Genomic DNA, 13600 nt, shown 5'->3' with positions numbered 1-13600 from the left:
ACTTACTCTTCGCTGCCGTCGAGTTCGTCCATAAACGCTTCAAAGTCTGCATCGTCTTCACTCTCTTCAATAGGAGGATTACCATCATAAACTTTAAACTTCATATTTTGAAAGTACGCATTTTTAACAAACTGGTAGGTGTCTGTCGAATTTTCTAACATTTGTTCTTGATCTTTTAACTGCGCACGTTGTTCTAACGCGATAATACCAACTCTGACTAGGTTTGGCCAAAAGTCAATCACCGCCATTGGCCAGTAGTAACGATCAACATAGTCGCCTACTTCATCGCGAACAGAAGTCGGCCCCATCGCTGGCAACATTAAGTACGGGCCGTCGCCAACGCCATAACTGCCTAGTACCTCACCAAATTCTTCATGTTTTCTTCCCCAGCCAAAGTCGCTTGCTGGATCAAAAAAACCTAATAAGCCGATGGTTGAATTTAATAGAAAGCGCCCTGTACTTTTAGCTGCATCGCTAAATTTACCCTGTAATAGGTTGTTTATCACCGCAGAAGGTTCATTTAAGTTCAATGCCATATTGTAAACACCAGAGCGAAAGTCTTGGTCTACATTATTTACATAGGCTTCAGAGGCTGGTTTTAACACATACTTATCAGCGTATTCCCAATTAAACGTCCAAATTGGGCGGTTAATGGTTTCAAAAGGGTCTTTAGGATCACCAGCGCCTTCATGATGCGTTGGTGTAGAAGAGCAACCTACCAACCACAAGGTGGCAAATGCAATACATAAACTTTTTAGGTGAATAAATGACCGTGACAACGTACTCTTTCCTTAAGAAAATCTAAGCTTAAAAAATTCCGAGCAAAGTTTAGCACGAGCTAACGCCGCGATATAGCATTTAACACGTGAAATTAAGTAGAAAAGTTTATAAAAAATGTAAGATTTAATAAAATCAACTCGTCGTTGATAGCGCTAATTTCTTTGTACAGCGTGGAAAAGGTGCCTTGATTTTTGGTGAACTTTTGAATCTAGACAACAATATTATCTGAAAGCACCACACGTTCCACAATTAGCTTGTAGGTTTATTATTTTTCTTATGCATAGCAATTAACATTTCAGCTTCTATTCTAGGCAATTGGCATTCTGTCATCAGTTCATCAACATCAGCGCCTAATTTGACCATTTTTTGCGCGCGTGAATATAATTTGTCTTCAGGTTGTTGTTGCACAAATTCAGCTAATTCTGCTTGTAATGTAGCGATTGAATCTTTCAATGCATTTGTTCGGTGAGTTAATTGACCACTAACTTGTTCTTGTTCTACTTGCCAATCAGCTGCTATAGATAATTTATCGTTAACGGTCTTCGAAGTGTTCATCAACTCTTGTTGTAAATCTGTAACAAGAATTTCCAAACCGGAAAGTTGAGTGGTTAAGTACGCTGTTTTTCTTGAAAGATTCATTATTTTAACAAAACAAATAATGATCAGTAGCAGCAAGCACGCAATAACTGCATATTCAATATAGTTGAGTAGCTCATTCATAATGTTTATGGTATTTGCCACCTCAGTGGCAACTACTTAGAATTGCTTCAATTCATCCCACTCGTCGTCAGTTAGTAACTTATTTAAATCAACTAAAATAAGTAATTCACCGTCTCGGTTTGATACACCTTGAATAAATTTAGCACTTTCTTCGTTACCAACATTTGGGGCAATATCAATTTCAGACGCTTTTAAATAAACCACTTCAGCAACGCTATCGACTAAAATTCCTATCACTTGCTTTTCAGATTCAATGATGACAATTCTTGTATTATCCGTGACTTCGGATGATGGCAAACCGAATCGTGAACGGGTATCAATGACAGTAACAACGTTACCACGTAAATTGATAATGCCCAGCACATAAACCGGTGCGCCAGGTACTGGTGCTATTTCACTATAACGTAACACTTCTTGAACTTGCATTACATTAATGCCGTAAGTTTCGCTATCTAGCTTAAACGTTACCCACTGAAGTACTTCATCATTAGTGTCTACGTTATCACTTGCACTGCGTCTTTCATCAGACATACCGCTCGCCTCTTTCGCGTTAATTCTTCAAAAACCTATTATAAAGATAGATTTACCTTGTTAATACATCAAATTAATTCTTACGTGTTCAAGTATTTTGATGAATATTAGCACCATCACTTAACATCTTGATTAATGCGTCTACATCAATTAATGCACACATACGTTCTTTTATTAAGCCCGCTAACCATGGACGCTTCGTTGAATCTGTTAACCATTTTACGTCGTCTTGTTCTAAGGTTACCGTATCAATTAGATTCTCAGCCAACAAGCCCCACTGACTGTTATTTAACATTATAACATACTGATAGTTCAATGAATTAATTAGTGTCTCATTACATTTTTCCGGCATTATCCATTGTGCGGTATCAACAACATTAATTTTTTCGTCTCTGTGTAGCATAACACCTTTAAACCAAGCGGGTTTACCCATTAAACTATTGGTTTTATCTACGTTATGAATACCGCCTAATTCAATAAGAGGTACCGCAACAATAAGCCCTGCCACATCGAAAAACATTGCCTGAAAAGCTCCTTTACGATAGTTTTTTTCAGGTTTAACGGTAAATTCAGCTTTACTCTTACGTGTGGTAATTGCTTCAGGTTCTTCTGTAGTCGCTGGTACTTTTATTTGTGGTTCAGCCGTTTTCTCTTTGGCTTTTATTTCAGCTTTAGCTGTTATCTCAGGGGGTTTATTTAACGACTTTGCAGAAGTGATAACATCAAGTTGTTTTTCATCAACATTGTGCGTCACACTTGCTTGCTGTAATAACTGATCTAACTGTTTTTTCTGTTCTAGAATAGGCTCAACGGGATCTTCTGTTAATAATTCAGACAGATAATTTTTCATTAAACCTTTGCTTGCACTTAACGAGCCTTTACCTTTTGCAGCCATTAATGACGCTCCTGAATACTTTCAAGAGATAAAAGATAATCTAACAAGTTTTTATAGGCTGTAACCCCTCGCGTTGAAGCTTGAAAATCAGAAGGTATTTTTTGTGCTAAGCTGGCATTTCTAAAGTTTGTATCTATCGGGATAACTCCTTGCCAAACGGTGTTACCATAGACTTCTTGAAGCTTTCGGTATGCTAAAAGTGATGCTTTGGTTCGTTTATCAAACATGGTTGGCACTATTGTATAGGTAAAAGGATCTTGTTGCTCACCTTGCATAATATCAAGCGTTTTCATCATTCGATCTAACCCTTTCAACGCTAAAAATTCAGTTTGTACTGGCACAATAATACGATCTGCAGCGGCAAGTGCATTCACCATTAAAACCCCTAATACTGGTGGGCAATCCATCAAGACTACATCATACTCACCATGAAGTTGCGCAATGGCTTTTTTGAGTACTAAGCCCATACCGCCTTTTGCACCTAATGCTCTATCTAACGTAGCTAAACCCATGGTGGCGGGTAATATATCAATATTTTTATATTGTGTAGGACACAGGCTTTGCATGATCTGTTCTTTGGTAGACACTTGCGTAAACAGGTCATAAACGCTTAATTCAAGATCTTCAGACTCTATACCAAAGTAATAGCTTAATGATGCGTGAGGATCAGTATCAACAAGTAAAACGCGTTTACCTTGCTCGGCTAATAAACCGCCAATCGAAATTGTTGTGGTTGTTTTACCCACACCACCCTTTTGATTTGCAACTGTCCAAACTAACAAGTTATCACCTATATAGCACTACGGTGCTATCCGTACTGTATTTCTTTCAAAATAGCGTTAGGAAATTCAAGTAAAGGTAAATCTGCTGTTGATATACCCGCTTTAGCAACGGCTTGGGGCATGCCATAAACAACACAGCTTTCTTCGTCTTGTGCCCAGATAGTCGCTCCCTTTGCTTTAAGCATTCGTGAACCTTCTCTGCCATCAGAACCCATACCCGTAAGAATAATTCCGAGTACAGAGCCAGAAAAAACTTTAGCTGCTGAACCAAAACTCACATCAACACTAGGCTTAAAAGCAATTCTATCAGTATCATCAACCACTACTTTTAGCTTAGCATGGTTTTCTTTACCTTCAATCAGCATCTGAGTGCCGCCTGGTGCTAGGTAAGCTACGCCTGGTTTTAACACATCCCCGTTTTCTGCTTCACGGACACTTATTTTGCATAAGCTGTCTAAACGCATAGCAAAAGCTTTAGTAAAGGCAGCTGGCATATGTTGTACCATTATAATTGGCAAAGGAAAATTTTGCGGGAGTTGAGTCAATATTTTTTGTAAAGCAACCGGCCCGCCAGTTGAGGTACCGATTGCTAAGAGTTTATATGATTTTCCCGATGGGCGAATATTAGCAACAGGCCGTTTAACTAGTGTATTTCCCGCACTATTACTAGCAGATGTGGTACTTGGTTTAGTAAGGGGGGTTCTCGTTAATGGCCTAGTACCTACTCGTCGAGCACTCAGCCTTTTGCGAGCAATTTCTAATACTCGGCTACGTAATATACTGCCAGCGTCACTATTTGCATTCGCAATTTCATTGAATTTTTTCGGCAGAAAGTCGAGCGCACCTGCATCAAGTGCATCAAGCGTCGCCTTAGCGCCTTGATGGGTTAAAGATGAGAACATTAAAATAGGGATTGGGGAATTAGCCATTATTTGCTTAACAGCTTCAATACCGTTAAGTAATGGCATTTCTATGTCCATAGTTATTACATCAGGCTTTAAAGACTTTGCTTTTTCTACTGCCTCAATGCCATTAACAGCAACGTCTATAACCGTTAAGTTCTCATCACTATTAATAATGTCAGTGACTCGACGTCTAAAAAAACTCGAATCATCAACAACCAGAACTTTATAGGCCATTTAATATCTCTTTTGCGTATTGTTATCGTTAATTATGAACGCAATTTTTTATTTACCGCGGATTTTTTCGCATAAAATTTTAACATGCTTGGTACATCAATAATTAATGCTATACCACCGTCACTTGTTATTGTTGCGCCTGCCATACCAGGGGTGCCATGTAATAAACGATCAAGCGGTTTAATCACGACTTCTTCCTGCCCGATCAAACTGTCTACCACAAAGCCAATTTGTTGAGCACCTAATTGAACAATGACAACATGCCCTTTATCTCTCGGTTTTTCTTTGAAGTCTCTCACTAACCATTGATCAAGATAAAATAACGGGATCGCTTTTTCTCGTACAATGATTGTTAGTTGGCTATCAACTACATTGGTATTCGTTAAGTCTAAATGGAAAATTTCATTAACTGCGGCAAGTGGTAACGCGAAAGTTTGTTCACCAACGACCACCATTAATGTAGGTAAAATAGCTAAAGTAAGTGGGACTTTAATCTCAAGTACCGTACCAACACCTAATTCAGAATCTATATTTACCGTACCGTTCAATTGGGTAATTTTCGTTTTAACAACGTCCATTCCAACACCACGGCCCGACACTTCCGAAATCTCAGTTTTTGTTGAAAAACCTGGGGCAAAAATAAGATTAAAAGCGTCAGAGTCAGACATTCTTGCTGCTGCATCAGCATCTAATACACCGCGCTCAATGGCAATTTCTTTTAGTTTTTCAGCGTTCATCCCTGCACCATCATCTCTAATGGTCAGTAGGATATGATCACCTTCTTGTGAAGCTGATAAAATAACCGTACCTTCACGCGGTTTACCGTTTTCTTCTCGAGCACTTGGTGTTTCAATGCCATGATCAACCGAATTACGCACCAAATGCACCAAAGGATCAGCAAGTGCCTCGACAAGGTTCTTATCGAGATCAGTTTCTTCACCTTCTAATATTAACTTAATTTCTTTATTTAAACTTCTGGCAAGATCTCGTACTACACGTGGGAAACGCCCAAAAACTTTCTTAATAGGCTGCATGCGAGTTTTCATCACCGCACCTTGTAAGTCAGTTGTTACCGCATCTAAATTAGATACGGCTTTGGTAAGATCTTCGTCTTCTTTGGTCATGCCTAAACTTGTCAGCCTATTACGCACTAATACTAATTCACCAACCATGTTCATAATTTGATCAAGACGCTGGGTATCAACACGAACGGTTGTTTCACCTTGCGGGGCATTTTGTTTATCCGCAGGTTTTTTCGCTGGTGCTTTGGCAACTGGCTTAGCCGCTGCAGTTGGTTGTTCAGCTGGCTTTGGTGCTGTTGCTTGAACAGGCTTAGGTTGGGCAACCGCTTCTGGTGTTTGGTTGCTGCTTGTTTGAGGCGCTTTACCTTTACCATGCAATTCATCAAGAAGACTTTCAAAATCATCATCGTTGATTTCATCATTGTTTGTAGCTTCAGGTTTTACGCCAACAGTGGGTGCAAAAGCACCTTGACCATGAAGTTCATCTAGTAGATTCTCAAATTCATCGTCAGTGATGTCATTGCTGGAATTTTCTGAGCTAGCTGCAGTGGCAGTACTTTGTGCTGGCGGCGAACTAGGTGAGCCACCACCATGTAATTCATCTAATAAGCGTTCGAACTCATCTTCAGACATTTCATCTGACGATGCATCATTGCTTGGTGTGTCTGTTGATACGACTTGTGTCGGCATTTCAGGTGTTGCGACAACTGGTTCTGCGCCTTCTGGAGAACTTAGGCGGTGTAATTCTGCTAATAATGCTGGATCGGCAGGAATCAGTTCTTCACGAGCTTGCACCAAGGCAAACATATCATTAATCGTATCTAACCCTTGCAGAATAACATCCATAAGTTCAGGTGTTACACTACGTTGACCATTACGTAAAATATCAAAGATATTCTCAGCGCCATGACAAACATCAACAAGTTCAGTTAACGATAAGAAACCTGCACCGCCTTTGACCGTATGAAAACCGCGAAAAATAGCGTTTAAGAGATCAGCATTATCTGGATCATTTTCGAGTTCAACAAGTTGCTCAGATAAGCTTTCAAGTATTTCACCTGCTTCGATTAGAAAATCTTGAAGAATTTCTTCATCTGCTTCGTATGACATCCAGCAACTCCTATTAGAATCCTAAACTTGATAAAAGATCATCAACATCGTCTTGATCAGCAACTACGTCATCTCGATTATCTTTATTAACAATTGGGCCTTCAACGAGGTTTTCACCAACCGATGGCTTACCCGTACCCTGCATACTTTCACTTGTGACACCAAAAGCCGTCAACATATTAATTAAGCTATCTTCTACTTCTCTAACCAGATCAATCACTTTTCGAATAACTTGTCCGGTTAAATCTTGGAAATCTTGCGCCATTAATACATCAGTCATTAAACCATGCATACGCTCAGTTTCACGTTCTGAGGTTTTCAGTAATACGTCAATATCATGACATAAAGATTTAAACTCACCGACATCTAAATTATTATGCATCAGTTTATTCCACAGCGGTTTAACTGTGCTAATTTGGTGTTGAATGGTATTAACAACAGGGAAGATAGATTCAACCGCATCCATCGTTTTGTTGGCAGCATCTTCTGTACGACTGATCACATAATTTAATCGTTCTTTTGCATCAGGAATATCTGCTGTAGCTAAATCGTTCAATCGCGAATCTAGCTGAAAATTCATCAATGAGTCATGAAGTTGACGAGTTAATTTACCAATTTCAGCAAATAACTCGGAATTAATCGGGTTTTGAATTTCGGCAATTAATTCATCTGCTTTATCTTGTTGATCGGTTTCTAAATATTCAACCAACATTTTTGCCTGTTCCAATGAAACATGGACACCGTTATTTATACTCATGCAACGTCCTTACGTGGCAACTCGTTATTATCCTAAACGCTCAAAAATTTTATCAAGCTTAGTTTTTAACGTTGCTGCAGTAAAAGGCTTCACAATATAACCGTTAACACCCGCTTGCGCAGCCATCACGATTTGTTCTTTCTTAGCTTCAGCTGTTACCATTAAAACAGGTATATGCGATAAACTTGCATCTGCTCGTATCGCTTTGAGTAAATCGATACCTTGCATCCCTGGCATATTCCAATCAGTAACGACAAAATCAAAATCACCTTCTTTAAGCATAGGTAAAGCTGTACTGCCGTCGTCTGCTTCTTGAATATTAGTGAACCCTAAATCACGTAGTAAGTTTTTTACGATACGTCTCATTGTTGAAAAGTCGTCAACAACAAGTACTTTCATATTTTTATCCAAGGCACCCTCCAGGGACTTAATTCTAAATGCTTATAAATATATTGTACTTAACTTTGCCAAGATTGCATACGGGCTTTTAATCGATGTAATGCTTGGCTATGAATCTGGCTAACTCTCGACTCACTAACATCGAGCACTTGACCAATTTCGCGTAAATTCAATTCTTCGTCGTAATACAGAGACAGTACTAAAGCTTCTCGCTCTGGTAAAGTAGTAATGCACTCTGCCAATGACTTTTTAAACACTACATGTTCTATATTTTGATATGGATCAGTATTGTTTTTATCTTCGAAGCTTGAAACAGAATCTTCATTGACACCTAAATCTTCAATACCTATGATTTTGCCGCCATTTACTTCGTTAAGAATATGATGGTACTCATTCAACGAAATATCAAGTTTTTCAGCTACTTCAATATCAGAAACATCTCTGCCTAGTTCTGCTTCTAAGGTTTTTATGGCTTCGCTGACCATTCTGCTGTTTTTATGTACTGATCGGGGAGTCCAGTCACCACGACGTATCTCGTCTAGCATTGCGCCACGAATACGTATACCCGCGAAAGTTTCAAAGCTAGCACCTTTGGTATTATCAAAGTTATTTGCCGCTTCCAATAAACCAATCATGCCCGATTGAATAAGATCATCAACAATCACACTAGCAGGCAGGCGAGCGAGTAGATGATAAGCGATACGCTTTACTAGACTGCTATGCTGCTCAAGCAATGCCGTTTTATCAATTTGCGAACCGTATGCACTGGCTTTACCCAAAATTGCTTACCTTCGAATTAGTTTTCAATTAATTGTTCTATAAAAAACTCTAAGTGTCCTGAAGCATGGTTTGGCACTGGCCACTTGGTTATTTTTTGAGCTAGCGCTCTAAATGCCCTGGCTGCTGGCGAGTCAGGAAAAGCTTCTACAATAGCTTGTTGCTTCCTTACTGCGTTACGAATGTTTTCATCAAAAGGAATGACACCCACTAATTCTAGCGCAACATCGAGGAATCGTTCAGATACTTTAGAAAGCTTGCCAAATAATTGCTGTCCTTCTTTCGGACTTCTTACCATATTTGCAACGACTTTAAATTTAAACACTTCATGATCACGGCTAAGTAATTTCATTAATGCGTAACAATCGGTGATTGAGGTTGGTTCATCACAAACAACCAATAATACGTCTTGAGCCGCGCGAGCGAAGCTTAATACCATATCTGAAATACCTGCTGCGGTATCAACAATAAGTACATCAAATTGCGTTTGCATATCGCTAAAAGCACGAATTAATCCAGCATGTTCAGAGGGTGTAAGATCAACCATTGACTGCGTACCGGAAGTCGCTGGAATAATTTTAATGCCTGCTGGGCCTTCAATAATAATATCGTCGAGTTCACACTCGCCTGACATGACATGTGATAAATTACGTTTTACACGTAAACCAAGCATTACATCAACATTGGCTAAGCCTAAGTCAGCATCAAGTACAAGTACTCTTTTCCCAAGTTGAGCTAAGGCAATAGACGTATTAAGAGAGACATTGGTTTTACCCACTCCCCCTTTACCCCCAGAAACTGCTATGACTTTAATTTGATTTTGCTGTTGCATTTTTCTTAAGCCACTTGCCTGATCAATCATTTACATCACTCTAATTAAACATCAAAAATAATTTACATGCCCACTGCCATTGAAGCAGAGGTAGGACGCCACGAGTTGTGGCCATTCAATTTTGTTGCAAGCCTATCAGCAAGCGTAACTAACTTTTCAGCATTTGCAACTTTAATATCTTCTGGAACTCTTTGTCCATCAGTAAGATACCCTATTGCGAGACCATTTTGTATAGATGTAGCAATTATTTCACCAACGCTCAAACTTTCATCTAGCTTTGTATAAATACACCCCGCCAACGGTACTTTTTTAAAGCGTTCTACGTTTTCTTGCATGACACGTTGTTGGGTATTGGCTGATAATACTAAGTAATTTCGAATTCTAACACGAGAATTCGCGATCAGGGTAGTAAGGTGATCGTTTAATCTCATATCACGCTGCCCCATACCTGCGGTATCAATTAGCACTAATTTTTTATCTGAAAACTGTTGTAACAGCGTATCAAGTGCAGCGCCATCTTTAGCAAGCTTAACTTGGCAACCAATTATACGTCCATAGGTGGTTAACTGTTCAAAGCCTGCAATGCGGTAGCTGTCTGTAGAAATCATGGCGACTTTATCGGCACCATGAATTTGAGCAAAACGTGCTGCTAACTTTGCAACCGTTGTTGTTTTCCCGACACCTGTTGGCCCTACTAACGATACCACACCACCACGGTGGATAATTTCATTGTTTGTTGTATGTAATTGACTTGCAAGCAGCTGTTTAGCTTGTTTCCATGCTTCGTCTTCATTATCAACACTGGGTAAATAACTTGCCACTTGATCAGCAACATTTTCAGTGATCCCCATGGCCATTAAGCGGTCAACTAATAGCGCTTTAGCAGGGTTTTTCTGTGCCATATCTTGCCACATCAAACCGGATATTTGATGTTCAAGTAGTTGACGAATAGAAGACATTTCACGGCGCATTGCTTCAATTTCACGGCTTTGCTGTGGCGTATTTTCTTTCGTATTTTGATGAGATGCTGTCATCGACACTTGCTCATGCTGATGAACATTGTTTGATGTTTCACTTGATAATACTTCGGGAGCCGATTCAGAGGTTTGTTGTTGATGTGTTGGTGCTTGATGTGCCCCTTGTTCTAAACGGTCAGTGAAGTTTTTTAGCTGTTGCTCAATATCTAACGCATGTTGTTGTTGATGTGCGGCAGATGTTTGAATCGGCGTTGCTTTGTTTTTTGGCGTTTTTTGCTGACGCTGTAAAAGTGCCGCTAGACTGTCTGCTGGTGGTTGTGCTTCTTCACTATTTGACTGTACCGATGTAGGTGCTTCGTTAGTTGCCAATGGTTGCTGACTTAAAGAAACCACATCATGGGAGATTTCTCGTGAGGCTTGCTCTGGTGATTCTGTTGCAGGTGTGGTTTGTTGGCTATAATCTACCGCCGCCATTAATTCGACACCTTCTGGAATCTTCTTATTTGACATGATCACAGCTTCTGCACCAAGTTCTAGCTTAATTTGTTCAAGCGCAGTTCTCATATCTTTTGCAACAAAACGTCTTATTTTCACGTTGACCCCTTACCGAACACATCACGGCGTTATATTTGTTAAATCAGTTACTGCATCAACATTTCACAGTGTTTAACGACAATTATTACTGACCAATTGAGCTGACAATTTTAATTTGCTTATCATCAGGTACTTCTTGGTAAGAAATCACCCTTAAACCTGGAATGGTGTATTTAACAAACTTAGCGAGTACGGTTCGTAACATACCTGATGTCAGCAATATTGGCGTATCCCCTGCCATTTCTTGCTGTTGAGCACCTTCTGTTAACGAAACTTGTAACCTTTCTGCTAAGCCAGGCTCTATACCTGCACCATCGTCTCCTGCCATTTGCATTGACTGGTGCAACATTTGTTCCAACTCTGGTGACAAAGTTATGACGGGTATCTCGTGCGCCGAACCAACTAGATCTTGAATAATAAATTTGCGTAACGTAATTCGAACTGCCGCCGTTAAAATATCGGTGTCTTGGCTTTTCGGACCATATTCAACCAGTGTTTGCACAATGCTTCGCATATCGCGCACTGCAACACCTTCGTTCATTAGGTTTTGTAATACCTTGACCACGGCACCTAGTGTTAACACTTCAGGAATTAAGCCTTCTACCAGTTTAGGGTAATTTTTAGCGAGAATATCTAGTAAATTTTGTACTTCTTCATGCCCCAGAAGTTGTGCTGCATTATTTGTCAGCACCTGGCTAAGGTGAGTGGCAAGCACCGTTGCAGCGTCTACCACGGTATAACCTAATGATTGCGCTTGTTCACGTTGAGCCTGCGTTATCCAGATAGCATCTAAGCCAAATGCAGGGTCTTTGGTGTGAACACCATCAAGTTTGCCGTAGACCTGTCCTGGGTTGATCGCTAAGTCATGATCATGGCGTATTTCTGCTTGGCCAACTGTTACGCCCATTAACGATATTTGATAGGTGTTAGGGTCTAAATCTAAATTATCTCGAATATGTACTGCTGGCACTAAAAAGCCAAACTCTTGAGATAGCTTTTTTCTAACCCCTTTAATTCGATTGAGCAATTCTCCACCCTGGCTTTTATCGACTAATGGGATCAAGCGATAACCAATTTCTAAACCAACAATATCAACGTGGTTGACATCATCCCAATCTAAGTCTTTCACTTCTTGCTGATGTTGCGCTGTTTCTACCTCTGCAATTTCTTGCGCTTTGGCGTCATCCACCGCTTTTGCTTTTTTCATTTTACTCGATAAAAAAGCACTGCCAGCTATCAGTACAGCAAAGGTTAAAAAGGCAAAATGTGGCATGCCTGGTACAATGCCCATAATAAACATGACAGAGGCTGCAATATATAGCGATTTTTCTTGGCCTAACTGTGTGCTCATTTGTGAGCCCATGTCTTGGCTAGTATTTTGTCGTGTCACCACTATTGCAGTTGCTACTGATAATAATAAACCTGGAATTTGAGCAACTAAACCATCACCAATAGTTAACAAGGTGTAAACTTCAACCGCGTTATCAAAGGTAAGATCATGCTGCACCATACCTATAACTAAACCACCAATAATATTGATGAACAGAATGAGTATACCGGCAACCGCATCACCTTTTACAAATTTACTGGCACCGTCCATTGAGCCGTAAAAGTCCGCTTCACTGGTGACTTCTATACGACGTTCTCTTGCTTCGTCGGCATTGATAAAGCCAGCATTCAAATCAGCGTCTATCGCCATTTGCTTTCCTGGCATCGCGTCTAAGGTAAAACGCGCGGTTACTTCTGATATCCTGCCTGCACCTTTGGTAACCACAATAAAATTTATGATGATCAAGATGAGAAACACCACTAAACCAACCGCATAATTTCCCCCGATTACAACTGAGCCAAACGCTTCAATCACTTTACCTGCAGCATCAGGCCCTTCATGGCCTTCTAGTAATACCACCCGGGTACTGGCAACGTTTAGCGCTAATCTAAGGATAGTGGCGATTAATAAAACCGACGGAAAGGAACCAAATTCTAAAGGCTTTAGGGTGTATACCGTAATTAACAGCACCACGAGTGATAATGCAATATTAAATGAGAATAATACATCGAGTAACATTGCAGGCATGGGAAGTATCACCATACCCAGTATCGCTATTACGAGGAGCGGCGTTCCAGCTCCTGATAAAACATTAAACTTCTTTTGTTTTAATTGATTGAAATGTGCTGCAAATTGCATTTAATCATCACGATAGTTTTTTGACGCATATCGCGAAATTGCAAATTTTAGACCAAGTAATACCATCACTTTAAGAAAATGCTCACTTAAAGATGAG

The 13600-nt window shown here is 39.9% G+C and carries 13 protein-coding genes; all 13 read right to left on the bottom strand.

Annotated features, from left to right (window positions below):
- Positions 1-2 precede the first annotated feature (2 nt).
- The 13 genes from Q4489_RS05655 to flhA all read right to left on the bottom strand — a co-directional run bounded on the left by Q4489_RS05655 (position 3) and on the right by flhA (position 13503).
- Positions 3-779 (bottom strand): VacJ family lipoprotein, encoded by a 777-nt coding sequence (locus Q4489_RS05655; RefSeq protein WP_303478011.1) that lies wholly within the window; start codon positions 777-779, stop codon positions 3-5.
- A gap of 250 nt (positions 780-1029) precedes the next feature.
- Positions 1030-1419, bottom strand: coding sequence for a DUF2802 domain-containing protein (locus tag Q4489_RS05650; protein ID WP_303478010.1), 390 nt, complete (start codon positions 1417-1419; stop codon positions 1030-1032).
- Positions 1420-1536: 117 nt separating this feature from the next.
- Complete coding sequence (locus tag Q4489_RS05645) at positions 1537-2031, bottom strand: chemotaxis protein CheW (RefSeq protein WP_074500625.1); 495 nt, start codon at positions 2029-2031, stop codon at positions 1537-1539.
- Between the two features lie 88 nt (positions 2032-2119).
- Positions 2120-2926 (bottom strand): chemotaxis protein CheW, encoded by an 807-nt coding sequence (locus Q4489_RS05640; protein ID WP_303478009.1) that lies wholly within the window; start codon positions 2924-2926, stop codon positions 2120-2122.
- Positions 2926-3708: a ParA family protein gene (locus Q4489_RS05635; protein ID WP_303478008.1), complete on the bottom strand. Its 783-nt coding sequence runs from the start codon at positions 3706-3708 to the stop codon at positions 2926-2928. The genes Q4489_RS05640 and Q4489_RS05635 overlap by 1 nt, the downstream gene beginning before the upstream one ends.
- Positions 3709-3734: 26 nt before the next feature.
- On the bottom strand, positions 3735-4847 hold the full coding sequence (locus Q4489_RS05630) for a chemotaxis response regulator protein-glutamate methylesterase (protein WP_303478006.1): 1113 nt from the start codon (positions 4845-4847) through the stop codon (positions 3735-3737).
- Between the two features lie 32 nt (positions 4848-4879).
- Complete coding sequence (locus tag Q4489_RS05625) at positions 4880-6979, bottom strand: chemotaxis protein CheA (protein ID WP_303478004.1); 2100 nt, start codon at positions 6977-6979, stop codon at positions 4880-4882.
- Between the two features lie 13 nt (positions 6980-6992).
- Positions 6993-7736, bottom strand: a complete 744-nt coding sequence (locus tag Q4489_RS05620) for a protein phosphatase CheZ (RefSeq protein WP_074500629.1) — start codon at positions 7734-7736, stop codon at positions 6993-6995.
- A gap of 27 nt (positions 7737-7763) precedes the next feature.
- A complete protein-coding gene (cheY, locus tag Q4489_RS05615) occupies positions 7764-8147 on the bottom strand; it encodes a chemotaxis response regulator CheY (RefSeq protein ID WP_074500631.1) in 384 nt (127 codons plus the stop codon).
- Between the two features lie 47 nt (positions 8148-8194).
- Positions 8195-8917: an RNA polymerase sigma factor FliA gene (locus tag Q4489_RS05610; RefSeq protein WP_303478211.1), complete on the bottom strand. Its 723-nt coding sequence runs from the start codon at positions 8915-8917 to the stop codon at positions 8195-8197.
- Between the two features lie 14 nt (positions 8918-8931).
- A complete protein-coding gene (locus tag Q4489_RS05605; RefSeq protein WP_074500637.1) occupies positions 8932-9774 on the bottom strand; it encodes a MinD/ParA family protein in 843 nt (280 codons plus the stop codon).
- 32 nt (positions 9775-9806) lie between these two features.
- On the bottom strand, positions 9807-11315 hold the full coding sequence (gene flhF, locus Q4489_RS05600; protein WP_303478002.1) for a flagellar biosynthesis protein FlhF: 1509 nt from the start codon (positions 11313-11315) through the stop codon (positions 9807-9809).
- An 85-nt stretch (positions 11316-11400) separates the two neighbouring features.
- Positions 11401-13503: a flagellar biosynthesis protein FlhA gene (gene flhA / locus Q4489_RS05595; protein ID WP_303478000.1), complete on the bottom strand. Its 2103-nt coding sequence runs from the start codon at positions 13501-13503 to the stop codon at positions 11401-11403.
- Positions 13504-13600: the final 97 nt, after the last annotated feature.

This window comes from Thalassotalea sp. 1_MG-2023, assembly GCF_030546745.1.
Taxonomy (GTDB): Bacteria; Pseudomonadota; Gammaproteobacteria; order Enterobacterales; family Alteromonadaceae; genus Thalassotalea_C.
The sequence above is the reverse complement of the archived record's forward strand: the minus strand, read 5'-3'. Positions and strand labels throughout refer to the sequence as shown.

What these genes read in the sequence shown, in the direction of transcription:
- Q4489_RS05650 (WP_303478010.1), bottom strand. Translation starts at nt 1,419, where the DNA reads ATGAATCTTTCAAGAAAAACAGCGTACTTAACCACTCAACTTTCCGGT.
- Q4489_RS05645 (WP_074500625.1), bottom strand. Translation starts at nt 2,031, where the DNA reads ATGTCTGATGAAAGACGCAGTGCAAGTGATAACGTAGACACTAATGAT.
- Q4489_RS05640 (WP_303478009.1), bottom strand. Translation starts at nt 2,926, where the DNA reads ATGGCTGCAAAAGGTAAAGGCTCGTTAAGTGCAAGCAAAGGTTTAATG.
- Q4489_RS05630 (WP_303478006.1), bottom strand. Translation starts at nt 4,847, where the DNA reads ATGGCCTATAAAGTTCTGGTTGTTGATGATTCGAGTTTTTTTAGACGT.
- Q4489_RS05625 (WP_303478004.1), bottom strand. Translation starts at nt 6,979, where the DNA reads ATGTCATACGAAGCAGATGAAGAAATTCTTCAAGATTTTCTAATCGAA.
- Q4489_RS05620 (WP_074500629.1), bottom strand. Translation starts at nt 7,736, where the DNA reads ATGAGTATAAATAACGGTGTCCATGTTTCATTGGAACAGGCAAAAATG.
- Q4489_RS05605 (WP_074500637.1), bottom strand. Translation starts at nt 9,774, where the DNA reads ATGATTGATCAGGCAAGTGGCTTAAGAAAAATGCAACAGCAAAATCAA.
- flhA (WP_303478000.1), bottom strand. Translation starts at nt 13,503, where the DNA reads ATGCAATTTGCAGCACATTTCAATCAATTAAAACAAAAGAAGTTTAAT.